Genomic DNA, 22894 nt, shown 5'->3' with positions numbered 1-22894 from the left:
ATTTTTGATAAAGAAGGCTGTTATAAGGTTAATGTGACCTTTAAACCGCCTTTGTCAGAAGATCCAAATTGTAAATCAATGGCATAGGCTTCCACGGTTTGTTGCACGATTGAAAGCCCGATACCGTGTCCGGCAATGGATTCATCCAGTCGATGTCCTCGTGTTTGAATCTCGGTCATCTTTTCAATGGGTACGCCAGCGCCATCATCTTCAATTGTAATGCGAGTTTGTGTTTGTCCGGTGCTTTCATCCAAATGGGGGCGGAAAGTAATGTATAGATTGTGTTGTCCAAACTTGGCCGCATTATCCAGTAAATTGCCCAATAATTCATAGCCATCTTCTTTTTCAATTGGCAGGGTTTCCGGCGTGTCGGGCATTTTTTGCAGGTGAAGCTGTTTATCAGGGTATAACTGCTGGATGGATTGTGTCAAATCCGTCAAGTCTTGCAGGGTAGAAAAAGGCTGTACTGACATATTACTAGAAGCCAATCGTGCTTTTTTGAGCTCACTTTCAATCCGGTTGTGAATTTTTTTAGCTTGTTCTTGTAACGTTTTTTGTAGCTCAGGGTGGTCTTTCATCGCAACATCATTCAGCAACTGGTAAATCATATTCAGCGGCGTTTTCAGACTGTGTGCTAAGTTTGCATTCGATTGGCGAGATTTTTGAAGTTGATGGCTGGCGCTGAGCATTGCTTGATTTAGGTTTTCAATCAGTTCACTGACTTCAGCGGGATAATCTTCAGTCTTCAATTGCGAGACTTCGCCTTTGTGTAAGTTTTTTAACGCCTCATGAATGGGGTCGAGTTGTTTAAACCCTTTTCTCAGTAATGTCTTTTGTCCCCAATAAAGCAGTAATAAGGTCAGAAGTGCGAATATACCAATTAGAGTATCGAAGATTTGCAGGGTTCGTTGGATCGGGCTGTGGTCTTCTGCCACGAACAAAGTCATAGGTTGTTGCTGATAAAAGGTATGAAAACGGCGGACGAGAATCGTTCCTTCAACCGGGCCTTTGGTTTCATAATGGCTGATTTTATCTGGGCTGTTTTTTAAAAATAAGGGGTAATCCTGCAGTGATTGCGATTTTAACGTGCGATGCCCTAATTGAATGACGAAATAATGCCCGGAAAGCGGCTGGGCGTAAATAGGGTTGATGGCATCATAATCAATGCTGGGTAAGTTTTGCCCGGTTGATGCCCGGTTGAGGTGTTTTTCAATGGAGACCGTATCATGTTGCAGGCGAGTCAAAATGTAATCTTCCGTAAGGTGGTGAATGGTAAAGACGGAGATCCACCAAAACACAAAAAAGACCAGCAAAACACTGATGGAAAGTGACCAATTGAGCTGTTTTTCGATGGACTTCATAAATCGGCCTCTCCAACAAAGCGATACCCTTGACCGCGTAAGGTTTCAATGGCGGGTTTTCCCATATACTGACGTAACTTTCGAATATAGACTTCAATCAAATTGCCGTCTCTTTCGTGATGTTGATCGCCTAATCGCTGCATTAAGGTCTCTTTAGAGAAAACTCGGTTGGGGTGTGATAAAAACAGTTTGACTAAGGTGAATTCGGTTTTGGTTAACGCAAAACGGTGTTCTTTGACTTTGAGCTCTCTACAGTCCAAGTCCAATGCATAGTCTTGAAACCGTAAGCATTGGGTTTGAGGTTGGACGGGGCGTTTTAAGAGCACTTCTATGCGAGCGGTTAATTCTTCAAAATGGAACGGCTTGCCAAGATAATCATCCGCACCTTTTTTTAATCCTTCTACGCGTTCTTGCCAAGAATTACGTGCTGTTAAAATTAATACAGGGGTTGGGTTTTGTTCGGTTCGAATCTGCTCCAGGACCTCAAGACCGGGTTTTTTAGGAAGCCCTAAATCTAAAATAATCAAATCATATTCAAACTCGTGAAGCAGGTATAGCGCTTCTTCGCCATCTTGAGCACTGTCGACAATATACTCTTGTTGGCTTAAATTTTTTTTAAGATTTTCGACCAGTAAGGCTTCATCTTCAACGAGTAATATCTTGGTCATAACAGTTTTGGCTGGCAAATAGAAAGGTTAAGCGTATTTTAAATCAGCGATGACGTCAATCTTTCTTAAGAGGCAGTGTTCAAAAATCGCCAGGCCTGGCTCAGTGCTGTTCAGTGAGATTGCCGTGTTGAATGTGCCAGATTTTGGCATTCTCGGGGTTCAGAACCGGAATTAAATCTTGCGCGGTACTGGTCAGAATATGTTGGATATTAAGTAAATTGAGTAACTTCAATAAAGTCTCTCGATGTTTTGCATCCAACTCAGCCGGCAAATCATCAATCAACATAATCACAGGTTGATGACTGTATTGTTGATATAAGGTTGCTTGAGCCAATAACAAAGCACAGACAAACAATTTTTGCTGGCCACGCGATAACGTCATTAATGCCTCCTGGCCGTCGAAACGAAACTTGATATCTGCCCGATGACTGCCGTATTGGGTGTGCCCTTGTAAGCTGTCCTTAGCAAAATTGTCTGCCAGAAGTTGACGGTAGCTTTCTGCCGTTTTCGGCCAACCAGGTCGGTAATGGCATTCTGGGCTCACAGAGATTTCAGGCATTAACGCCAGACAAAACTCGACGAGATAAGGGGTGAGCTGCTTGATATAGTCTGCGCGAATGACGTTAATCTTTTCGGCAGAATCGACCAATTGTTTATCCCATAACTGAATTTGCGATGCCGGCAATCTTTTTTTCAACGCATGGTTACGTTGTTTGAGAGCTCTTTGATAATGGCGCCATAAATGAATGAAGTCGGCATTATGGTGAAAGCAGCCCCAGTCCATGAACTGACGTCGTGCTTTGGGTCCTTCTTCCAGTAAACGGTGGCTTTCGGGGGTGAGCAGCTGAACCGGCAGTTTAGCCGACATTTCAGCCTGAGTTTTCGCCAATTCACCATCAATTTTTAAAGTCACCTTATCGGCGGTTCTAGCCAGCCCAATCTTATGTGTTTGCTCCGCTTCGGCCAGCGTACAGAACAGCACCAGTTCGGATTGGTTTTGCTGAATCAATTGCTGGGGTTTTGCCGTTCGAAAAGAGCGACCGGAAGCTAAAGTCCAAATGGCTTCAATTAAAGCGGTTTTTCCAGCGGCATTGTCACCGACAATTAAATTTAACCCTTCGCCCAGTGTTAGGGACGCGTGGTCAATATTGCGAAAGTGTTGCAGTTGAAGTTGAAGGAGTTTAGACAAGTCGGAGGCTCGAAGTGCGAACTAAATTAAAAAGGCAGTGATTTTGAAGCACACCACTTCCATGCATGAAAACATGGAAGTGGGTATTGAGTAAGTTTTTACAGGCGCATCGGCATGATGACATGCTGACAATGACACGTTTCATTCTGAGTATCGATCATACAGCTGCTGTTGGCATCTTTCATATAGAGGGTGACAGCTTCTTCATGCATAGAGTTTAAAACATCGACTAGGTAGTTAACGTTAAAGCCGATCTCCATTTCGGTGCCGTTATAATCAATTGCCATGTCTTCATGTGACTCATCTTGATCAGAGTTTTGCGCATGAACAGCCAACAAATTTTGACTTAAGGCTAAACGAATACCTTTGAACTTATCATTCGATAGAATTGCGGCACGTTGCAATAAGCTACGGAGTAACTCTCGATCTGTTTGAACCAGCTGATCATTATGCTGCGGCAAAACTCGGTTGAAATCTGGGAAGCGTCCATCCACTAATTTACAAGTGAAGACGGTTTCTTCAAATTGCACGGTGAGATAGTTTTTAGCAAGTGAGAAAGCAATTAAGCTGTCATCATCGCCAATCAGTTTTTGAAGTTCCAAAACCCCTTTACGAGGCAAAATCGCTTGAGTCGCGGTTAAGCCTTCCGTTTCCAATAACGTTGAGCAAGTTGACAGACGATGTCCATCAGTTGCAACGACGCGTAAGGTCTGGTTACTGATATCAAACAACATCCCGTTTAAATAAAAACGTACATCTTGGCTGGCCATTGCGAAGGCGGTATTGTGGATGATTTGTTTAAGCTGATTTTGCGCCATTGAAAAAGATAATTCGGTTTGCGTCAAATCAATGGTTGGGAAATCATCAGCCGGCAATGTCGAGAGTTTAAAGCGCGAACGACCCGCTGACAGCTGGCAACGCATTTCATCAAATTCCAATAAGATGGTGAGTCCATCCGGTAAAGAGCGGACAATGCTGATCAGCTTAACGGCGGGCAAAGTCACGCTGAAGTCTCCATCGCTACTTTCCACCTCAGTCGACGCTCGTGTTTCAATTTCTAAGTCGGACGCGGTGACCGTCAAAGTGTTTTGGCTTACGTGGAAAAGTATGTTGGCCAAAATTGGCATGGTTTGGCGTTTTTCAACCACTCCACCGACGGTTTGTAGTACTTTTAGCAGATTCTCACGAGAAAGACTGATTTTCATCTCAATACCTTTAAATATTCTTTTTTGCTATGAAATTTTACGTTGAATTTATTATGCCAACATTTCCGACAATTATGTATAGAAACCTTTGAAAAATTTAAAATAAATTCGGTTTGTATGCATGACATTTACATGAAAACTTTTATTGGACAGGGTGAATACCCTTCCCAGAATTAATTCGTAATAATTCGAATTAAGCTGTTGAAGTCGTCTTCAATACGATGATCGGTTTCTTTGAGCTCTTTGATTTTACGTACTGCGTGAAGAACCGTGGTGTGATCTCGACCACCAAATGCATCTCCAATTTCCGGCAAACTATGGCTAGTCAGTTCTTTTGAAATCGCCATCGACATTTGTCTTGGGCGAGCAATATTTCGCGTTCTTCTTTTGGAAAGTAGGTCCGCTACCCGTATTTTGTAATAGTCAGCAACGGTTTTTTGGATGTTTTCCAACGTGACCATTTTTTGTTGTAAAGCCAGTAAATCTTTCAAAGCATCCTTGGCTAAGTCTACCGTGACCAGTTGTTGGGTAAATTGAGCAAATGCACCGACACGTTTTAAAGCGCCTTCTAGATCACGGACATTGCCGCGTAAACGTTTGGCGATAAAAAAGGCGACTTCATCTGGTAGTAAGAAACCGAATTCAGCGGCTTTTTTCATTAAGATGGCGACGCGCATTTCAAATTCAGGCGGTTCAACGGCAATGGTTAATCCCCAGCCGAAACGTGATTTTAATCGGTCTTCCAATCCATCTACTTCTTTAGGAAAACGATCACTGGTTAAAATGACCTGTTTATTGCCTTCTAATAACGTGTTGAAGGTATGAAAGAACTCTTCTTGAGACTGTTCTTTTTTAGCGAAGAACTGGATATCATCGATTAACAGCGCATCTAAAGAACGATAGAAGCGTTTGAACTCGTCGATTTTGTTATGTCGTAACGCGTTGACCATATCGGCCACAAATCGTTCTGAGTGAAGATAAACCACGCGAGCATTCGGATCCTTACGCATCAACTCATTCCCGATGGCGTGCATTAAATGCGTTTTACCTAGTCCGACCCCACCATAAATGAAGAAAGGGTTATAACTTCCTCCAGGATTGTCAGCTACCTGGCGTGCCGCTGCTGCTGCAAGCTGGTTAGCTTTACCTTCGACAAAGGTATCAAAGGTAAAGTTGGTGTTCAGGTTATGTTTAATGGTTTTTTTGGCAGGCTTACTGTCTGTTTTATGACCTGAAGAGATGGCTTCAGCTTTTTCTGCAGCCTCTCTTTCGGCCTTGGTTTCTCTTAATGGCTGAGGCACCGAAGTGTTTTCAGGTTCATTAAAGCTTTCAATAGCGTATTCACCCACTTCTAGCGTGACTTCGGGCGTATTTACCGGAGCGACTAAATAAACCGCTTGCTTGATTTGAGAGAGCAGTTTTTTGTTTACCCAGTCCAAAATAAATCCGGAAGGCGCGATAAGACGTAAGGTGTTATCTTCTTCTACGGCCTCTAAAGGACGGATCCAGGTTAAAAATTGCTGGTCGTTCAAAACAGCTTCTAATTGTTTTAAGACGTGTGGCCAAAGCGTTGTTGTCAAAATGAGTACCCAGTCGTTGCGCCGATATTGTTTTGATTATGGGGTGGCGCGTCGATTATTTAATTGAATTAATTATTACAAGTTTTTGTTGTGGCGCTTTCTTAGGTGAGCGGCCGACAAATTGGTGTTGTCTATCGTCGATGTTCGGCGTTGAATCACCTTTTTTAAAAGGGGTTGTCTGCCCTAAAAATCGAATGAAATGATTATACCTGTGAATAACTTTAAAAAATAGATGCAACCTGTGGATAAGTTGTTGAAAAAGGGTGTGGATAAGCTTGGTAATCAGGCGGTTAACTTTTTGAATTTAAAATTAATTCTCTGGTTTTAAAAATTAATTGTTTTTTTAAAACCAAAACATTTTTATAGCTAAGATAATTAATAGAATGGCAAAGATTCTTTTTAGGGTTTTTACCGGCAGTTTATGGGTCATGGCAGCCCCTATCGGAGCGGTAAAAAAGCTGGCGATGACAATGCCTAGAAAAGCTGGCCAGTAAATGTAACCAATGGCATGATCCGGTAAATCGGGAATATTCCAACCCCCAATTAAAAATCCAATCGTACCTGCCACAGCAATGGGCAAGCTACAGGCTGCCGAGGTAGCGATTGCCTGTCGCATGGAGACATTATGCCAAACCATATAAGGTGTATTGAGTGCCCCGCCACCAATCCCGACCAATGCTGAGATGCCGCCAATTAAGGTTCCTGCTGCGGAACGTCCTGCCAATCCAGGCATTTCTCGATGTGGATTTGGCTGTAAATCCAATAGCATTTTGATGGCGATGCCGAGTTCAATCACCGCGAAGATTTTTGCCAGCATCGGCGCACTGATATATTGCGAAATCCATCCGCCCAAAATTCCCCCGATAAAAATGCCTGGGGTCAGGGTTTTGACAATATCCCAGCGAACGGCATCATGTCTGTGGTGAGCCTTAACGGATGCTAATGAGGTAATCAAAATGGTTGCCATAGAGGTTCCGATCGCCAGATGAACCAAGTGTGGCCCTTCTATAAAGTATAGAAACACACTGGTCAGTACGGGCACAATGATCAGCCCGCCACCAATGCCGAGTAGTCCGGCAAAGAAGCCTGCTATGATGCCGGTTAAGATATAAATGCTGAATTCGATAAACATGGCGGAACTATAGCATAGTTATAGAAAAACCACCGCCAAAAAGGTATGATTAAAGCATGGATAAACTGTGACAAAAGACTGCTTTAAGCGCTGAGGTTAAGTCATGCATGAGATGAAAGCGTTATCGTTCAATGAGCAATGTTATGCTTTATTAGAGCAAGTGCCCGCTGGTAGAGTGACAACTTACAAGGCTTTAGCTGAGGCTTTGGGAACACGTGCTTATCAAGCTGTAGGACGTGCCATGAATCAAAACCCTAACCCTGTCGTGGTGCCGTGTCACCGTGTAGTGAATCAAAATGGTGATTTAGGTGGGTATGCGTTTGGCATTCAGCGCAAAATTGAATTGCTCAAGCAGGAAGGAATCGAAATCGAAGATAATAAAGTGGTTGAGTTTAAAAACAAAACCGTTAAACTTCGGCCGTTACCAGCTTTTACCCATTAAAGAATCGCCAGGCCTGGTAAAAAATTTAATTATAGTATTGTTATTTAAAGAAGTTTCTATTACAATGCGCGATTCTTTCGAAAGAAGTAATTTCTAATAGGATTGATATCATGAAACGTACATTTCAACCAAGTGTTATCAAGCGCGCTCGTACCCATGGTTTCCGTGCTCGCATGGCAACTAAAAATGGTCGCAAAGTATTAGCGGCTCGTCGTGCAAAAGGACGTAAGCGTTTGGCAGTGTAATCATTTTGAATGATTAACAACACGCACCAAAATTCTGATGGGGAGTTATCGAGCTTGAGTCTAGACGAGCTTGAGTTACCCCATCAAGATTTCTCCCGAAATCATTTCTCTAAATCTCTACGCCTTCTCTCTCCACAAGATTTCCAATTTGTATTTGCGCAAGCTGAAAAGTTTTCTAATCGGCATTGGACCTTTATTGTCCGTCCAAATGACAAGCGATATCCCAGGTTAGGTCTTGCCATTGCTAAGAAACAATTGGCCAAATCTGTTTGGCGAAATCGAGTAAAAAGATTGGCAAGAGAAACATTTCGTCAACATAAACAAGCATTAAGCGGGTATGATATTGTCGTTTTGGGGCGACGAGGCATGCAAGACGTTGACAATGAGACCTTGATTAAAAGTTTTGAACATTTAATCCGAAAAATACAAAAAAGCGGATTAAAAGACGGTAAACCGATGACAAAGACAAAAAAGTCACCGACTCAACGGTCAAAATAAGGTTTAATAGAGACGCTTTGACTTAATTTTTAAGTCGAAAGTATTTGAGATTTGGAACACAAAATTTATCTTCGGTTTTTAGACAAACCGGACTATTGAGAAGTTAGGAACAGTACTGATGAATATGAGATCTTTCTGGTGGTTAGCACTGGCATTTACATTACTCTGGATTTGGATGCAATGGACACAGTTTCAGCATAAAGAGTCGTTGCCCCCTCAGATACAAGCTACGGCAGAACAAACAGAAAAGGGTGTAGAAGCGTCTGACATTAATCAAGATGTTCCAACTGCGCACCAAACAATGGAAGATGTTCCGGCGGCTAAGGAACAAATTAAACAAGCACAACGTATTTCGGTGAAAACCGATGTGTTAGATATCGTCATTGATACACAAGGCGGTGATATACGTGATGTGAAGTTACTGAAATATGCCGCAACCAATGATCGCTCTCAACCGTTTCATTTAATGGGTGACACCGGACAGATGATGTATGTTGCGCAAAACGGGATTGCCCTGCAATCCAAAGCGGTTTTGCCGGCGCCAACGCATAAATCATTGTATCAAGCTTCTCAAACACATTATGAAATGACGGGTGATACGCTGACTGTTCCACTGACGTGGGAACAAGATGGTGTCAAAGTGACGAAAACGTATGTCTTCACTAAAGGCAAGTATGTGATTGGGCTAAACTACCAAATTGAAAACACCACCCAAAAAGAATGGGCAGGTGGGCTTTATTCTCAGTTAGTGCGTAACACCTATGATCCGGATCATAATGCAATGATGTATACCTATACTGGACCCGTGTTATACGACGGTCATGCTGAAAGTAAATACAACAAGCACTCTTTTGATGACTTGAGCAAACAACCGATACAAGGCATTCAAACTACGGGTGGGTGGGCTGCGATGATTCAGCATTACTTTATGTCTGCTGTGATTCCCGAACAAGAAAGTCAGAACCGCTACTATGCGAAGCCGCTTAAAGACGGTGAATACGTTGCCGGTGTGGTTGAACCGATGGAAACGGTTGCAGCAGGTCAGTCGCAGACATTGTCTTCAGAATTATATATTGGGCCGATTATTCAGGATAATTTAGAAAAAATCGCACCGGGCTTAGAGCTGACCGTTGATTATGGTGTATTAACGATTATTGCCGAACCTATCTTCTGGGTATTGGAAAAAATCCATGCCTTGGTAGGCAACTGGGGTTGGTCCATCATTTTATTAACGGTGTTGATCAAATTGTTGTTCTACAAGCTGTCTGAAACCTCTTATCGCTCAATGGCACGTCTGAAGAAGTTTCAGCCTAAGCTGAAGCAGCTGAAAGAAAACTATGGTGATGACAAAGCCATCTTCCAGCAAAAAATGATGAAGCTGTATAAAGAAGAGAAAATTAATCCATTGGGTGGGTGTTTGCCGATTTTGGTTCAAATGCCGGTTTTCATCGCACTTTATTGGGTACTACTTTATTCTGCAGAAATGCGTCAGGCGCCTTGGATTCTATGGATTAATGACTTGTCGGTTAAAGATCCATATTTCATCTTGCCGATTTTGATGGGGATTTCAATGTGGGTACAACAAAAGTTGAACCCTTCTGCGATGATGGATGAGATGCAGCAAAAAGTGATGAAGGCGCTGCCTTTTATTTTCACGATTTTCTTCATGTTCTTCCCGGCCGGTTTAGTGCTTTACTGGGTCGTCAACAACATTCTATCGGTTGCACAGCAATGGTATATCACCCGCAAAATTGAAGCCGGTGAAGAGAAATAATTGAAAGCAAAGGAAAATACATGCAATTAACTTATCAAAAACTGGGTAAGGATCATCCAATGTTCGGTAAGGTCTCGTTCTTAGTTGCAGACGGTACGACCCCGATTTGTTATAAAACTGACAACGGTTATATTCCGTTAGAAGAAGGAGCTGCTTCACCGACCACCGCTGCTTCTGCAGCAGAGTCGATTGAGACGCAACCGCTTTATGTCTTGTCATTCAATGTGAATGATGAAGCAGAAGAAATGACGTTTAAATCAAAAAAGAAGCTGGATAAAACGATTGAAAAGTTGCGTCAAAAAGACTTTGTCACAGACTTGAAAACGACGACTTATAATGTGGTTTCTTAATTGAACTAAATAGGGTTGTAACATCACAAAACGCCCTGAAAAGGGCGTTTTGCGTTTTTAAACAGGCATTAAATTGACGGAAAGGAATCTAAATTGGACTTCTCAACAACCGAAACCATCGCAGCGATAACAACCGCACCCGGTCGGGGTGGGGTTGGTATCGTCCGTGTTTCAGGTGCAAAGACGGCTGAGATTGCGGAGCAAGTATTGGGAAAACAGCCTAAGCCGCGTTATGCCCATTACGGTCCATTTCTCGGAGCAGACGGTCAAGTATTAGATCAAGGTATCGCGCTGTATTTCCCGAATCCCCACTCCTTTACCGGGGAAGATGTTCTGGAATTACAGGGGCATGGTGGGCCGGTTATTTTGCAATGGCTGTTGGAGCGTGTTGTTCAGTTGGGTGCACGTTTAGCAGAGCCAGGTGAGTTTTCCAAGCAAGCCTTTTTGAATGATAAGCTTGATTTGGCACAAGCGGAAGCCATCGCCGATTTAATTGATGCCAGTTCTCAGCAAGCGGCCAAATCAGCGCTAAGATCATTACAAGGTGACTTCTCGAACCAAGTCAATGAATTGGTTGAGCAACTGATTCAGTTACGAATTTTTGTGGAAGCCGCAATTGATTTTCCAGAAGAAGAAATCGATTTTTTATCAGATGGTAAGGTCGCTGGGCAGCTACAACATATTTTAGAACAACTACATCGTGTTCTTGCTGCGGCACAGCAAGGTGTTCTGCTACGCGAAGGCATGTCTGTCGTTATCTTAGGACGCCCGAATGCCGGTAAATCGAGTTTACTCAATGCCTTGTCTGGGCGTGAATCCGCCATCGTAACGGACATTGCCGGCACCACACGGGATATTGTTAAAGAAGAAATTCAGATTGATGGCATGCCATTGCATGTACTCGATACCGCCGGACTGCGTGAAGCAACTGATGCGGTTGAACAAATCGGTATCCAACGCGCCTGGGCAGCCATTGAAGAGGCTGATCGCATTTTGGTGATGGTTCAAGCCAATGAGTCCATTCACCCAGAAGACCAGGCGATTATCGATAAAATGCCATCACATATTCCGGTGACCTTGATTCATAATAAAATTGACTTGATGGCAAAATCACCAGGCCTGGCAGAAAAGGATGGGGAAACGGAAATCTGGTTGTCGGCTAAACACCAATTAGGGTTGGACTTGCTTAAAAAACACCTTAAAGCCGAAATGGGCTATGCCCAAACGGAAGAAGGTGTCTTTATGGCTCGAAAACGTCATCTAGAAGCTTTGGAAACGGCGTTGCACTTTGTTGAAACAGGTCAACAGCAGTTGGAACATTATGCGGCAGGTGAGCTGTTGGCAGAAGACTTACGTCAAGCACAGCAAGCGCTGTCTGAAATTACCGGACAATTTACTTCTGATGATTTGTTAGGTCGAATTTTTACCTCTTTCTGTATCGGTAAATAATGATCTTGCCGACACGTTTTTAACCCTGTAAAACAACAAAAGAAAAAATAAATGAGTACAGTCATCGTTAAAATCGAAACATTATCTCATGACGGCCGTGGCATCGGTCGTTTGGACGGTAAAGCTATTTTTGTGAAAGAAGCCGTGCCAGGCGATATGGCAGAAATTCGTATTACAAACCGCCAGCCAAGCTATGATGAAGCCGAAATAGTGCGCATAGTACATGCCTCTGATGATCGAGTTGAAGCTTTTTGCCCGCATTATGAGGTCTGTGGTGGCTGCCAATTGCAGCATCTGTCGATTGAGGCGCAACGAAAATGGAAAGCCTCCCATTTTTATACGGCCTTGTCGAAAGCGTTAAATATGAAAACGTGTCAAATCGAAGCTCCTTTGACAGGGGAAGATCAAGCTTATCGTCGACGGGCAAGATTGGTATTGGGTAAAAATAAAACCGATAAAGAAGCTCGCTTTGGGTTTCGAGCACAAGGATCGAATGACATTGTCGATATTGAACAATGTCCATTATTGACCCCCGCTTTAAATGAAGCGCTAAGCGAGAAACGTCTTGCCGTCTTGCCTGAAGCAAGTCGAGCATTTAAAGAAGTCAGTGTGGTGGAAGCGGATAATGGTATTTTTTGGTCTGATGAAATCAGCGACGATAAAATTTTGCCTTTTTATCATTTGAATACCCTGAATTTACACTTCCCAGCACAAGGGTTTGTGCAGGTGAATGCCGAATTGAATCAGCAGATGGTTCAACAGGCGATGGATTGGTTGGATTTAAACAAAGAACAACGCGTATTAGACTTGTTTTGCGGCGTAGGGAACTTTACCTTGCCCATTGCGCAAGCCGTTAAAGAAGTGGTGGGTATTGAAGGCGAAACAGACCTAGTTCAGATGGCACAGCAAAACGCTGCCGACAATCTTTGTGAGCACGCCCATTTTTATCAAGCGGATTTGTTTAAAGATGTGACACCGCAAAACTGGTTTAGAAAACAAAAATATGATCGGGTTCTGCTTGACCCAGGACGTCAAGGGGCTTTTCAACTTTGTAAAGTGCTGGGACAATTAAAAGCCGATAAAATCGTTTATGTTTCATGCAACGCTTCCACCTTGATTCGGGATGTTAAAGAACTCGAAAAACAAGGTTATCAACTGAAAAAAGCGATTATGGTGGATATGTTTCCACATACTTCGCATACCGAAGTGATGGTTCAATTAATCAAAACCGGTAAGAAACCGAAAAAACGAGGCCCGGGTATCTTTAAATTATAAGGGTCGGCAGGAGTTACCTGTTATTCATAATGTTAATCTTTAAAAGAGCTAAAAAAATGACAGCGGTTAGAGTACCTTTAGAACAAAAAATTGCGACGGAAAAGCGAGCCATCAAACTGGTTATGTTTGGTGACGTGATTATGGCCGTACTGGGTTTAGTATTCTTTTATTTGACCAATTCTCAAGCGATCTTGATGGACGGGGTTTACCCTTTTATTGATTTGGTGGCTGGGTTGTTGACGTTGCGTGTGGTTGGGTTGATGGCCAAGCAGGCCAGTCAGTCTCAACCGTTTGGATATGCTATCTTTGAACCCGTTTTGAACTTTATCAAAGGCATTTTAATTCTGTTGGTCATTCTGGTGGCCTTTTACGCTTCGGTGGGGGCTATTTTGCATGGCGGCCGTCACATTGATGCCAATATTGCGGTTTTTTATTCCATTATTTCCTCCGTTCTCGGATTTGGGTTGGCGGCAATCTTATATCGGATGAATAAGACTGCAGAATCTTCTTTGATCGATGTCGATTTACAAGGTTGGCTGGTCGGGGGCATTCTCAGTATCGCGGTCGGGTTGTCTTTTGCGGTCGCAATCTGGATGGAGTCGATCGGTCAAAGTGAATGGGTGCCTTACACCGATCCAGTCGTCATTCTGGTATTGATTATGATGATGTTGCCGATGCCGCTGAAAATTTTGAAAGACAACGGGCTTCAAATTATTGGCCGCACCGATAACAGTGGTCATATGTCTTTATTGCAAAAAGAAGTGGAAACCATTTTTGCGGCCGTGCCGTATCTGGATATGAAGATTCGCTATTTGCAAGCCGGTCGAATGATTTACGTGCAAGTGTATATTCAGATGGAGTCCGATATTCCGTTTGACTTAAATCAGCAAGATGCCTTGCGGGATCGATTGTTCCAGCATTTGAAGCTGACTTATGATTATTTGTCTTTGGATGTCATTTATACCGCACAACCGATTTGGGTAGCTCGTAGCGTGGGCGAAGACACGGTAGAAACGGCCTCTCCTTAGTCTTTGCCATATCGTTAAAAACGACCAGGCCTGGTCGTTTTTGCATGAATTACCTACTTGCCTATATGAAATTGATAAAAGGATTATGTCGTACTTTACGCCAACTGAATTAGCGCAAGCTGAAATAGAAATCAAAAAAAGTCGCTTTATTGCGTTTGCCAAAGGCATTCAAAGCCGGGCGGAAGGAATGACTTGGTTAGCCGAAATGAAAAGCGCCTATCCAGATGCCCGTCACCATTGTTGGGCCTATATTTTGGGAGATCCTGCCTGTGCGACAAATGCGGGCATGGGCGATGACGGCGAACCGTCCGGAACGGCTGGGAAGCCGATTTTAAATGTTCTTCAACACAAAGATGTGGGCGATCTTATGGTGATTGTGGTGCGCTATTTTGGGGGCATTAAGTTAGGTGCAGGAGGATTAACGCGCGCCTATAGTCAATCTGCTCAAGCGGTGATGGAAGCTTTGCCGACGCATCAACAAATCCCGTTCACGTCGGTAATGATTGATTGTGATTTTTCACAAGAGCAACCAATCCGCCATTTGTTGTCCACGCTTGACGGTCAGGTCGAGTCGATTGACTATCGTCATCAGGTAACCATCGAAGCGCGTCTGCCCGCGGTTCATATTGATTCGTTCACAGACTCGCTGAATGCCATTGGCTGCCCATTCAAATGTCTTTGAGGTGATTAGCGCTCACTAAGCCATCCAGAAAATTGTTAATGCGATTCCAATAAAATAAAGCAATAGTGACAGTTGCAACATACGTTTATTGGCATGTCGACTGTTGAAGTGTTCAAAGCGCGGCGATTGTCGTAACAAGATAAAGCCACCCCATAAGGCGCCCAAAGCCAAAGCGGTTAGCAGCATGCCGGTAATCAGGGTAATTAACATTCAAGCTCCATTCAATTCGATAGACAGTTCAACGTATAATACCCAAAGTCCCCCAGATTTGTGTAGAGAGATTTATGACAAAACCTACTTCAACAGCGAATAAAAGCCTTTTAGGGCAAACAACTCCTTATTGTCAGGCGTATGATCCGGCTATTTTATTTCCGATTCCTCGGCAGGAAAAGCGAGATGAACTGGGATTTGATTTAAAGACGTTGCCTTTTTCTGGGGAGGATGTCTGGACGGGATATGAAATTTCGTGGCTCAACCTCAAAGGTAAACCACAGGTCGGATGGGCAGAGTTTGTGTTTCCAGCCGATTCCCCTTATTTGATTGAGTCCAAATCTTTCAAACTATATCTGAATTCCTTTAATGGCACTCGATTTGAGTCTGAAGAAGCAGTCATTAAGTGTTGGCAGAAAGATTTGTCACAAGCGTGTGGGAAACCCGTGACTGCCCTATTTTATCGTTTAAATGAATCGGTTGTATTGCAAGGTGATCTGCCAGGAAAGTGTCTGGATTCATTGGATATCGAGGTTGATGATTACCAAGTAAATCCAGATTTATTGCAGACTGAATCCGATCAAGCCGTTTCTGAAACTTTGAACAGTCATTTATTGAAATCAAATTGCTTGGTGACGGGGCAGCCAGATTGGGGGTCGATTGTTGTACGTTATGAGGGCGCGCATATTAATCACGAAGCCTTATTGAAATACCTGATTTCGTTCCGCGAACATAATGAATTTCATGAACAATGTGTAGAGCGTGTCTTTACAGATATTATGCGTTTTTGCCAACCCAAAAAATTGACTGTATATGCACGATATCTGCGACGAGGTGGATTGGACATCAACCCTTACCGTTCAAATTTTGAAGTGACATTTGATCGTGCAAGATTAGTACGGCAATGATTGAATGATACACAATCGTAACTCTTATCGCGGATGAGAATAATTATTGATATTATTTTTGTCTACTTGCGCAGGATTGTGTCTAGTGGCGGTAAAAAACTTAGTGTAGAATGGCGCATATGACTGATCACCCCGACCCCGAAATTAAAACGACTCTAGGACAACAGCCTCTTGTGGTGTCACAGTTCATGCATATGGGGTTGGAAACTTGTGCGCCAGACACGTGTATTAAAACGGTTATTAGCTATTTAAACGAAAAAAAAATTGGCTCAATTTTAATCGAAGATGCGGGCGAAATTGTCGGAATTTGGACTCGATCAGATTTGTTAAAGCTCGATTTATTCTCTGCTGATATTTTAGAAAACCCCATCTCATCGGTCATGAATTCACCGGTTTGTCGAATCCATAAAGACGAACTTATTTCTTCCGCGACATATCTATTCCATAAAAAACAGTTTCATCACTTATTGGTCGTTGACTGTGATGAAACCCCGATTGGGGTTCTTGCGGAATCGGATTTGGTTCAAGCGCAAAGCTGTGACGCCTTTTTAGATGGGATTACCATCCAAGAATTATTGGCTGGCCATTTATTTTATATTCAAGCAGACAGTGGTTTAGATCAAGTACTGTCAATGATGTCGGAACACAACGTAGATGCATTGGTGGTCAAAGATGTTGATCAGCTTGGTATTGTCTCGATGCGCGATTTACTAAAATGTTTTGCACAACAAACAGACTATCAGACCCTTAAAGTCAAAGACATTGCTTCTTGGCCGTTGATCTCGGTTTCACACTCTCAAAGCTTATCTTCTGTGCGACAATTTATGATTCAGCATAATTTTCATCATATTGGCGTGGAAGATGAAAAGGGTAAGCTCCTGGATTTAATCAGTTTTTCTGAATTATTGCATCGTATTGAAGAAAACTTTTACTTCCAAGCTAGCCTTAGTATCAAGGAAAAAGAACAACGTATACTGGAAGCCGAGACACTTTACCGTGATTTATTGAGCATGTCCTTGAACGGAATTATTATCTATCAAGATGATAAGATTGCCTTCGCAAATCATGCTATTCATCAATTACTGGGATATGAAGACAATGCATTGTTGGAAAGTTGTCTTTTGAATCTGATTCCGCCGGCTCATCAAACGTTATTCATGCAACGCTTACAAGAGATTGATCAGCATCATCCAGATTTCATTGAACAGACGATCTTAAGTCAAAACGGTTCTGAAGTTCGTGTTGAGATGACACATAAACCGATTACGTATCATGCAGAACCCGCGCATTTGATCGTGGTAAATGACTTGAGCTTCCGCAAAGAAAGCGAACGGTTTCAAATGCTGACACGCTCCGTGTTTGATAACGCTGGCGAAGGGATTTTGGTCACGGATATTCACAATCGTTTTGTGGTGGTAAATAAAAAATTCGAAGAAATCACCGGTTACCGTCAGGAAGAAGTGATCGGTAAAAACCCTTCGATCTTAAGTTCGGGCCAGCAATCGATTCTGTTTTATCAAGCGATGTGGCAGGAGTTAAATGACAAAGATACTTGGCAAGGCGAAGTCTTAAATCGGAAAAAAGATGGCACGATTTATCCTGAGTGGCTCACCATTAATGCCGTGAAAGACAAAGAAGGTCGATTATTACATTATGTCGGATTAATGAATGACTTAAGTCAGCAAAAAGCGACGGAGCAAGAAATTAATCGCCTCTCTTTTTATGACATTCTGACCGGACTTCCTAATGTTTCTTTGTTTAAGAATCGTTTGCAGCAATCGATTCAAATGTCCGTTCATGAGTCCAATCAGGTGGCATTGCTGATTGTCGACATTGCACGTTTTAAAATGATTAACGATGCCATTGGTTATGAACATGGTGACCAGTTGTTAAAGGGCGTTGCTCAGCGTTTAAACCAGTTGCTGGATGCAGAAGATTCTGTCGCTCGATTAGGCGCGGATAATTTCCTAATTTTGATGGAATCATTTCACCATAAGCAGGATGTATCTAATTTTGCTGAAGAAATTATCAATACTTTTTTAAATCCTTTCGAAGTTGAAGGGCATGAACATGTGCTGGATATTAAGATTGGTATCGCGCTTTCGGCTGAAGATGGTGATTCGGCGTTAGACTTAATGAAATCAGCGGATGAGGCACTTTTTGAAGCGAAAAAATTACCTCATAATGGATATGTCTATCATTCCTCCGAACTCGCCACCACTACGTCAGAATATTTCTTTTATGAAAAAGCCTTACGCCAGGCAATTGATAATAATGAGCTGATTGCTTATTACCAACCACAAATTGTTTTTGAGACCAATCAAGTGATTGGTGCAGAAGCTTTAGTGCGTTGGATTCACCCGGAAATGGGAATAATTTCTCCGGTTAAGTTTATTGGTATTGCCGAATCGACCGGGCTGATTATTCCATTGGGACGAGAAATTTTATTTCAGGCTTGTCAACAATGGCTAGCGTGGCAGAAACAAGGCTTGAGTCTAGAGCGTATTTCGGTGAATGTCTCCACGGTGCAATTAATGCATCAAGGATTTGTGCAAAGCGTTGCCCAAGTGTTGGAAGAAACAGGGCTGGATCCGAAATATCTTGAATTGGAGGTAACGGAGAGCTTTTTATTGCAAAATGAGCAAGAAGGGATTGCAGTTTTACACGCTTTAAAGGCATTAGGCATTTCCTTATCAATGGATGATTTTGGAACCGGCTTCTCTTCCTTGTCTTATTTAAAGAAACTGCCTTTAGATCAGCTTAAGATAGACCAATCTTTTATCCGTTCTTTACCACATGATAAAGAAGATTTAGCGATTGTCGATGCGATCATTGCGGTTGGTTTGGCCGTAAACGTTGAAGTTATCGCAGAAGGGGTCGAAACCGAAGCACAAATGAAATATCTTCACAATAAAGGCTGTCAGCTAGGGCAAGGCTATGGTTTTAGTCCGCCAATCAAACAGGAAGACTTTTTACAATGGTGCCAAACCTTCCAGTCATAAAGAAAGGCTTAAACAGTCTATTTAAAGGTCTTCCATGTCAGTGCTTTTGTCTCGTTTAAAAACATTCAAGCGCCAGTTTTCGCTGCCATGGAAAGGCACACTTTATCAGTGGATGTTGGCCAGTTTTATGCTCGTCAGTGTGCCCCTGATTTTTGCCATTGTCTATGCGCTGATGGCAATGGATAATTACTCAAAGCAAGCGCACAAAAGTGTCTTTCAGACTATTGTGGTCACTGAAAACAGTCGGTTGGTTTTAGAAAGACTGGTTTCGATGGAGCGAAGCATCCGTCAATATCAGGTACTTAAAGAAGCATCTCTCTTAGAGGTTTTTGTCACCCATCATCAACAGTTAGTGGACTTGATCAAAGACTCACAATCTGAACATTTACCCGCTAAGCTGGATGAACGGTTACAACAGTTAAAACAAGACGAGCTTAAGCTGTTTCAATCCATTCCAATGCAAAAAGAAGCTTACAAACCGCTTTCGGAAGACGTGTTAGGGCAGTTTGCAGGGCTGGCGCAACAAGCTCGGCAGATTATCGAATTCGGCACAAAACAACAATCGTTAGAAGTGATCGCTTTATCAGAGTATGAAAGCCAAGTGCGACAACGATTGGTTTTTATCGTCTTAGCCAGCGCATTACTCGCGTTAGCGCTCAGTATCTTCTTTGTTCATTACATTACACGCCCTATTAAAAAAACGCGTTTGCAGATTCAACGACTCGTCAAAGAGGATTTCGAAACCCCTATTGCCATTAATGGCCCTAAAGATTTGCAAGAGTTGGGTGAAAATTTGGAAGGTCTTAGACAAGAGCTTCGCCACCTTGAAACGGAGAAACAGCAGTTTATTCGTAACATTTCTCATGAGCTTAAAACACCGCTGGCAACCTTGAAAGAAGGAACCGACCTTTTATCAGAAGAATTAATCGGTTCTTTGAATGTCGAGCAAAAAGAAATCGTTCAATTGATGCAAGTCGGAAATTTTAATATCATGAATCTGGTCGCCAATTTATTGGAATATCAAAAAGCGGTTTCTATTCAATCTACTTTGGATAACCGCTTTTTTGCCCTCCCAGACCTGGTTAATTCTTTGCGACAGGAGTACCAACTTCTTTTACAAAGCAAGCAGTTGGATCTGAAGGTCGTATTACCAGAAACAACACTTTACGCCGATTATGAAAAGCTAAAGGTGGTGCTAAGTAACTTCATCTCGAATGCCATTAAATTTTCTCAATCTGGCGATTGTATTTCTATTTCTGCTGAAGTCAGCGATAATACTCTACAACTTTTGATAGAAGATCAAGGGCCTGGCATTTCTGATGAAATCCATAAACTGATTTTTGAAGATTTTTTTCAAGGCCAGCTGCAACCAGCTTCGACGATGAAGGGCACCGGACTCGGCTTAGCTATTGTCGGATATTATGTTGATCAGCATGGTGGAGAAGTTTTATTGTTGCCGCCGAATGAGGCTTTTTCCGGCGCACGTTTTGTATTGGTTATACCTTTGGAGCAAAAAGAATGAAATGGTTTTGGGGGTTGGGAATCGCGTTTTTTTTGTCAGGCTGTGCAAGTTTAAACAGTCAAACGAATCAAGAGAAGTCAGTGACTTCATTTCCGTTGGCGACACCTGAAGATGCGAAAAAACTAACACAGCCTTTGTTTTGTGGTGTGCAAGACCGAGCGACGGCTCACTTGCTGACACAAGGGAACTATTATGCCGGCTTGACTGGAGAGCATCGCCAAATCGTGTGCCATAAATTACACAAACTGTACCAACAAGACAAAGGGCCGTGGCAAGCAGGTTGGTTGTTGGCGTATAGTTTTTCGGGCGAAAAAAGTTGTATTACCCACGAACAGCGTCGTTCGATTGTGCAGTCTTTACAAGACCAGTCCGTGCTTAATCATCAGTTGAGCTGGTTGAATGTTTCCTATATTCAAACGTTGGACACGATTGATACATTGAAGGCACGCAATGGCGCCTTATCTGACAAACTTACGGAAAAAGATACTCTGCATCAGCAGTTGCAGCAAGAAAATGCGCTGTTAAAATCACAAATCCAGGCTTTGAAAGCCATTGAAAAAAACCTTAATAAAAGGATTGGTGATGACGCTCAGCCCAGATAAAAATGCACCGACTTTCGATGGGCAAAAAATTCTGTTGGTTGATGATGATGCCAGCTTGTTAAAACTGCTCTCAATTCGACTGCGTTCATTGGGGCTGGTGGTCGAGGCAGTGGAAAGTGCTGCTGAAGCCCTTGCGAAATTACCGACATTTAAACCCCACCTGGTTTTGACGGATTTGCGGATGTCGGAAATGGATGGCTTGGCTTTGTACGAACAAATTCATCAGCAATCGCCAACCTTACCCGTCATTATCATGACCGCACACGGCACTATTAAAGAAGCGGTCGAGGCCACCAGTTTAGGGGTTTTTGGGTTTCTAACCAAGCCAATTAACCATACCGAACTCAATCAGAAAATTCAGCAGGCTCTTACGGTTCATAATCCGCTCGTGGCAACGGAAAAACAGGCCAAATGGCGTCATAACATCATTGGCCAGAGTCAGGTTGTGGAAGCCTTGTTGCAAGATCTGTATCACGTTGCTCAAAGCGACATCAGTGTTTATGTTCAAGGTGAAAGTGGAACGGGGAAAGAGCTCATTGCCCAAGCGATTCATGCCGCTAGTCCACGTCATAAAAAACCATTTATCGCCGTTAACTGTAGTGCGATTCCTGAGGACTTATTAGAGTCTGAGTTATTCGGCCACAAGCGTGGAGCTTTTTCGGGCGCAATTGAAAACCGTAAAGGCTTGTTTGAACTGGCTGATGGGGGTGTTTTATTTTTGGATGAAATCGGGGATATGTCGCCCGCCTTTCAGGTAAAGTTGCTCCGCGCTTTGCAAGAAGGCGAAATTCGCCCGGTCGGCGCGGATAAAACTGTTTCAATTGATGTGAGAGTGGTGTCAGCCAGTCATAAAGACCTTAAGCAACTGGTGGAAGAAAAAGCATTCCGGCTGGATTTATATTATCGATTGAACATTGTCACCTTGCGACTGCCGAGTTTGAAACAACGCCCGGAAGATATCCCACTGCTAGCAAACTATTTCATTTCACAACAAAGCAGTAAAGCGAAGAAGCTGTCGAACGATGCAATGGAACTGTTACTCGGGTATGACTGGCCCGGGAATATCCGTGAGTTAAAAAATGTGATTGAACAGGTCTGTACCTTTGCAACCGCACCTTTGATTCCTGCCAGCTTGATTGAGAAAGCCTTGCAGCAAGAAAATTTGACCATGGTTTCGCTACAAGAAGCCAAGTTGAATTTTGAACGAGACTATCTCATTCGAGTGCTGAAACTGGTCGGCGGGAATGTATCGCATGCCGCCAGAATCGCTCAACGCAATCGGACGGAATTTTATCGTTTGCTGGATCGTCACCAGCTGAAACCTGCCGAGTTTAAGCAATACTCAGAATAAGATCCTTCTGTCGTTATTAGGCGACAGATTAATTTGTGCCTCTATCGCCGTCTTAGCGCTAGTTTTCCGCAATCTTTTCTTTTTTAAGAATATGGGTGTCGTGATATAGCGACAATTCTTTATTATTTCTTTTTTATTCCTGCAAACAAAAACGATTTATTTTTACCTTAAAAATCAATCGTTTTAAGCCTATTTAAATATTATCTGGTATGTATGTCGATTTAAAATGCTGTTAATCCGCTGACAGCACATTTCTTTTATAAAAGTGTCGTGATTTGGAAACACAAAAAGTCGCTTTTCGGAGCTTTTGAACTCAATCCAGCAAAAAATCGTCTTTTAGATCTAAAAAATAAAATAATCTAGTTTATAAACAACAGGTTATTGGTGTTATATAAAGTTGGCACTGCCGTTGCTCTAAGAG

At 42.7% G+C, this 22894-nt stretch carries 21 protein-coding genes; 14 read left to right on the top strand and 7 right to left on the bottom strand.

All coding sequences use genetic code 11. The annotated features are described in order from the left end of the window. Positions 1-20 precede the first annotated feature (20 nt). From P8629_RS01110 to P8629_RS01085, 6 genes are all read right to left on the bottom strand, one after another. Positions 21-1361: a sensor histidine kinase gene (locus P8629_RS01110; protein ID WP_278163656.1), complete on the bottom strand. Its 1341-nt coding sequence runs from the start codon at positions 1359-1361 to the stop codon at positions 21-23. Continuing rightward, on the bottom strand, positions 1358-2029 hold the full coding sequence (locus P8629_RS01105) for a response regulator transcription factor (RefSeq protein ID WP_278163654.1): 672 nt from the start codon (positions 2027-2029) through the stop codon (positions 1358-1360). Before P8629_RS01105 ends, P8629_RS01110 begins: the two co-directional genes overlap by 4 nt. Before the next feature lie 100 nt (positions 2030-2129). Beyond that, positions 2130-3218: a DNA replication/repair protein RecF gene (gene recF / locus P8629_RS01100; RefSeq protein ID WP_278163653.1), complete on the bottom strand. Its 1089-nt coding sequence runs from the start codon at positions 3216-3218 to the stop codon at positions 2130-2132. Between the two features lie 98 nt (positions 3219-3316). Further along, positions 3317-4423, bottom strand: a complete 1107-nt coding sequence (gene dnaN, locus P8629_RS01095) for a DNA polymerase III subunit beta (protein ID WP_278163651.1) — start codon at positions 4421-4423, stop codon at positions 3317-3319. 173 nt (positions 4424-4596) lie between these two features. Beyond that, a complete protein-coding gene (gene dnaA / locus P8629_RS01090; protein ID WP_278163649.1) occupies positions 4597-6003 on the bottom strand; it encodes a chromosomal replication initiator protein DnaA in 1407 nt (468 codons plus the stop codon). Between the two features lie 343 nt (positions 6004-6346). Continuing rightward, positions 6347-7135, bottom strand: a complete 789-nt coding sequence (locus P8629_RS01085) for a sulfite exporter TauE/SafE family protein (RefSeq protein ID WP_278163647.1) — start codon at positions 7133-7135, stop codon at positions 6347-6349. A gap of 103 nt (positions 7136-7238) precedes the next feature. Here P8629_RS01085 and P8629_RS01080 point away from each other — a divergent pair, with 103 nt between their 5' ends. The 9 genes from P8629_RS01080 (at position 7239) to P8629_RS01040 (ending at position 14878) form a co-directional block, all read left to right on the top strand. Further along, complete coding sequence (locus tag P8629_RS01080; protein WP_278163645.1) at positions 7239-7577, top strand: MGMT family protein; 339 nt, start codon at positions 7239-7241, stop codon at positions 7575-7577. A 110-nt stretch (positions 7578-7687) separates the two neighbouring features. After that, entirely contained in the window at positions 7688-7822 is a 135-nt protein-coding gene (gene rpmH / locus P8629_RS01075) for a 50S ribosomal protein L34 (RefSeq protein ID WP_011371608.1), read from the top strand. A 9-nt stretch (positions 7823-7831) separates the two neighbouring features. Next, positions 7832-8320 carry a ribonuclease P protein component gene (rnpA, locus tag P8629_RS01070; RefSeq protein ID WP_278163642.1) on the top strand — a complete coding sequence of 163 codons (489 nt, stop codon included), beginning with the start codon at positions 7832-7834 and terminating at the stop codon, positions 8318-8320. Positions 8321-8438: 118 nt separating this feature from the next. Further along, complete coding sequence (gene yidC / locus P8629_RS01065; protein WP_278163641.1) at positions 8439-10094, top strand: membrane protein insertase YidC; 1656 nt, start codon at positions 8439-8441, stop codon at positions 10092-10094. 20 nt (positions 10095-10114) lie between these two features. Next, a complete protein-coding gene (locus P8629_RS01060; RefSeq protein WP_278163639.1) occupies positions 10115-10444 on the top strand; it encodes a hypothetical protein in 330 nt (109 codons plus the stop codon). Between the two features lie 93 nt (positions 10445-10537). Continuing rightward, positions 10538-11893, top strand: coding sequence for a tRNA uridine-5-carboxymethylaminomethyl(34) synthesis GTPase MnmE (mnmE, locus tag P8629_RS01055; protein WP_278163637.1), 1356 nt, complete (start codon positions 10538-10540; stop codon positions 11891-11893). A gap of 51 nt (positions 11894-11944) precedes the next feature. Beyond that, a complete protein-coding gene (rlmD, locus tag P8629_RS01050; protein WP_278163636.1) occupies positions 11945-13168 on the top strand; it encodes a 23S rRNA (uracil(1939)-C(5))-methyltransferase RlmD in 1224 nt (407 codons plus the stop codon). Positions 13169-13224: 56 nt separating this feature from the next. Next, positions 13225-14196, top strand: a complete 972-nt coding sequence (locus P8629_RS01045; protein WP_278163634.1) for a cation diffusion facilitator family transporter — start codon at positions 13225-13227, stop codon at positions 14194-14196. Between the two features lie 85 nt (positions 14197-14281). Further along, positions 14282-14878, top strand: a complete 597-nt coding sequence (locus tag P8629_RS01040) for a YigZ family protein (RefSeq protein ID WP_278163632.1) — start codon at positions 14282-14284, stop codon at positions 14876-14878. Positions 14879-14893: 15 nt separating this feature from the next. Here the strand turns inward: P8629_RS01040 and P8629_RS01035 are convergent, their stop codons facing one another. Then, positions 14894-15088 carry a hypothetical protein gene (locus P8629_RS01035; RefSeq protein ID WP_278163630.1) on the bottom strand — a complete coding sequence of 65 codons (195 nt, stop codon included), beginning with the start codon at positions 15086-15088 and terminating at the stop codon, positions 14894-14896. A gap of 74 nt (positions 15089-15162) precedes the next feature. Between P8629_RS01035 and queF the strand changes: the two genes are divergently transcribed. From queF to P8629_RS01010, 5 genes are all read left to right on the top strand, one after another. Then, complete coding sequence (gene queF / locus P8629_RS01030) at positions 15163-15996, top strand: NADPH-dependent 7-cyano-7-deazaguanine reductase QueF (protein ID WP_278163628.1); 834 nt, start codon at positions 15163-15165, stop codon at positions 15994-15996. 119 nt (positions 15997-16115) lie between these two features. Beyond that, positions 16116-18998, top strand: a complete 2883-nt coding sequence (locus tag P8629_RS01025) for an EAL domain-containing protein (protein WP_278163626.1) — start codon at positions 16116-16118, stop codon at positions 18996-18998. 34 nt (positions 18999-19032) lie between these two features. Beyond that, positions 19033-20520 (top strand): sensor histidine kinase, encoded by a 1488-nt coding sequence (locus tag P8629_RS01020; protein WP_278163624.1) that lies wholly within the window; start codon positions 19033-19035, stop codon positions 20518-20520. Beyond that, the gene (locus tag P8629_RS01015; protein WP_278163622.1) at positions 20517-21122 is read left to right on the top strand and encodes a hypothetical protein; all 606 of its coding nucleotides are present in this window, start codon (positions 20517-20519) and stop codon (positions 21120-21122) included. The genes P8629_RS01020 and P8629_RS01015 overlap by 4 nt, the downstream gene beginning before the upstream one ends. After that, entirely contained in the window at positions 21103-22473 is a 1371-nt protein-coding gene (locus P8629_RS01010) for a sigma 54-interacting transcriptional regulator (RefSeq protein WP_278163621.1), read from the top strand. The genes P8629_RS01015 and P8629_RS01010 overlap by 20 nt, the downstream gene beginning before the upstream one ends. Positions 22474-22894: the final 421 nt, after the last annotated feature.

It is taken from the genome of Hydrogenovibrio sp. 3SP14C1 (assembly GCF_029625905.1).
Taxonomy (GTDB): Bacteria; Pseudomonadota; Gammaproteobacteria; order Thiomicrospirales; family Thiomicrospiraceae; genus Hydrogenovibrio.
The sequence above is the reverse complement of the archived record's forward strand: the minus strand, read 5'-3'. Positions and strand labels throughout refer to the sequence as shown.

What these genes read in the sequence shown, in the direction of transcription:
- P8629_RS01035 (WP_278163630.1), bottom strand. Translation starts at nt 15,088, where the DNA reads ATGTTAATTACCCTGATTACCGGCATGCTGCTAACCGCTTTGGCTTTG.
- P8629_RS01110 (WP_278163656.1), bottom strand. Translation starts at nt 1,361, where the DNA reads ATGAAGTCCATCGAAAAACAGCTCAATTGGTCACTTTCCATCAGTGTT.
- P8629_RS01020 (WP_278163624.1), top strand. Translation starts at nt 19,033, where the DNA reads ATGTCAGTGCTTTTGTCTCGTTTAAAAACATTCAAGCGCCAGTTTTCG.
- P8629_RS01080 (WP_278163645.1), top strand. Translation starts at nt 7,239, where the DNA reads ATGCATGAGATGAAAGCGTTATCGTTCAATGAGCAATGTTATGCTTTA.
- rlmD (WP_278163636.1), top strand. Translation starts at nt 11,945, where the DNA reads ATGAGTACAGTCATCGTTAAAATCGAAACATTATCTCATGACGGCCGT.
- P8629_RS01015 (WP_278163622.1), top strand. Translation starts at nt 20,517, where the DNA reads ATGAAATGGTTTTGGGGGTTGGGAATCGCGTTTTTTTTGTCAGGCTGT.
- P8629_RS01060 (WP_278163639.1), top strand. Translation starts at nt 10,115, where the DNA reads ATGCAATTAACTTATCAAAAACTGGGTAAGGATCATCCAATGTTCGGT.
- rpmH (WP_011371608.1), top strand. Translation starts at nt 7,688, where the DNA reads ATGAAACGTACATTTCAACCAAGTGTTATCAAGCGCGCTCGTACCCAT.
- P8629_RS01040 (WP_278163632.1), top strand. Translation starts at nt 14,282, where the DNA reads ATGTCGTACTTTACGCCAACTGAATTAGCGCAAGCTGAAATAGAAATC.
- rnpA (WP_278163642.1), top strand. Translation starts at nt 7,832, where the DNA reads ATGATTAACAACACGCACCAAAATTCTGATGGGGAGTTATCGAGCTTG.
- queF (WP_278163628.1), top strand. Translation starts at nt 15,163, where the DNA reads ATGACAAAACCTACTTCAACAGCGAATAAAAGCCTTTTAGGGCAAACA.
- P8629_RS01025 (WP_278163626.1), top strand. Translation starts at nt 16,116, where the DNA reads ATGACTGATCACCCCGACCCCGAAATTAAAACGACTCTAGGACAACAG.
- P8629_RS01010 (WP_278163621.1), top strand. Translation starts at nt 21,103, where the DNA reads ATGACGCTCAGCCCAGATAAAAATGCACCGACTTTCGATGGGCAAAAA.
- P8629_RS01045 (WP_278163634.1), top strand. Translation starts at nt 13,225, where the DNA reads ATGACAGCGGTTAGAGTACCTTTAGAACAAAAAATTGCGACGGAAAAG.
- dnaN (WP_278163651.1), bottom strand. Translation starts at nt 4,423, where the DNA reads ATGAAAATCAGTCTTTCTCGTGAGAATCTGCTAAAAGTACTACAAACC.
- P8629_RS01105 (WP_278163654.1), bottom strand. Translation starts at nt 2,029, where the DNA reads ATGACCAAGATATTACTCGTTGAAGATGAAGCCTTACTGGTCGAAAAT.
- P8629_RS01085 (WP_278163647.1), bottom strand. Translation starts at nt 7,135, where the DNA reads ATGTTTATCGAATTCAGCATTTATATCTTAACCGGCATCATAGCAGGC.
- yidC (WP_278163641.1), top strand. Translation starts at nt 8,439, where the DNA reads ATGAATATGAGATCTTTCTGGTGGTTAGCACTGGCATTTACATTACTC.